This window comes from Bacillus sp. BB081 (assembly GCF_008368895.1).
Taxonomy (GTDB): domain Bacteria; phylum Bacillota; class Bacilli; order Bacillales; family Bacillaceae_G; genus Bacillus_A; species Bacillus_A wiedmannii.
Genome location: NZ_QOZX01000137.1, coordinates 1 through 1,158 on the forward strand (window position 1 = coordinate 1; position 1,158 = coordinate 1,158).

Below are 1,158 nucleotides of genomic sequence, written 5' to 3' on the forward strand. Positions count from 1 at the left end.
AGAATTTATCATATTCGTCATGAATTATTTATGAACACACATGTGTTTCGCTTAATACAAGAAGTGTTACAAGGCTTGGAGGAAGCTTGGTTAGAAAACCTAACAAACACCCTTTGTTATAAACAAACACACGTAAAATTAGAGCGTGGATTACAACTTGTTAAAGAGTACCAAGAAGAATTAGACACGATGATTCATTTACAAGAAGTTGTTTCTTCTCATCGTGGAAATGAAATTATGAAAGCTCTTACTGTATTAACTGCTGTAAGTACCCCTTTGACAGCTTTAGGAGCATTGTGGGGGATGAATTTTAAATACATGCCTGAACTAGAATGGAAATATAGCTATTTAATCGCTCTCTTATTTATTATTTTCACAACAGGGGGTATGTATTTGTATATGCGATTCAAAGGATGGACAGGTGATTTATTACGAGTAAAGAAAAAGAAATCTTTTTTTAAATCTAATTAATCTTATTTTTTAAAATATGATAGATATTAACCTAGAAATATGGTTAGTAATATTTATTAATAGGGGCAGTGCCACATGCCCATCAAACTAACAAAACAAAAAAATTCGTTTTGGGGATGTTCTTTTTTTATAATTAATAGATATAAAACATAAAATTTTAAGAAAAGTATTAACGATTTGCAAATTGAGTTGCTATATCTGTTGCATCTTCTTTATTTAAGTGGTAAATGGAATCATCTCCTATACGTTGAACATACGCTTCATCAAAGTATGGTTTCACACTAAAAAATAATACTTTGAATTTGATTTTTTTACCATCATCTAATACAAAGTCAATGTTACGTTGAGAAGATTCCTCAAAAAATTTCTTCTTCAAAAAATCTTTTTTTGTTACAACATCTTTCTGACAACTTAGTTTTTCAAACACTGATTTTGCTTCTTGGCCATAATCTCTAAATGTACCTCCAGCAACAGAATCAGTTTCTAAATATTTTATTTTTGAAATCAGATTAGGAGTTAAAGAACCCTTATTCTCATCTCCTATTAAAGACATGTACATAAATATAAATAGAAATATAACTAATAATCCTAATTTGATTTTTTTCATTTATTGTCTCCTGTTCTAAAAAATAGTTCCTGTCTATCATACCAAAAATAGGGAATATATTTTTAGAATTTATAAAAAAT

At 28.5% G+C, this 1,158-nt stretch carries 2 protein-coding genes; one reads left to right on the plus strand and one right to left on the minus strand.

Features of this window, described 5'->3' with window-relative positions; translation table 11 throughout:
- On the plus strand, positions 1 to 471 hold a 471-nt coding region (locus tag DN394_RS28705), incomplete at its 5' end, for a magnesium transporter CorA family protein (RefSeq protein ID WP_218944376.1).
- Positions 472 to 640: 169 nt separating this feature from the next.
- Here DN394_RS28705 and DN394_RS28710 read toward each other — a convergent pair.
- Entirely contained in the window at positions 641 to 1,078 is a 438-nt protein-coding gene (locus DN394_RS28710) for a hypothetical protein (RefSeq protein ID WP_046959879.1), read from the minus strand.
- Positions 1,079 to 1,158 lie beyond the last annotated feature (80 nt).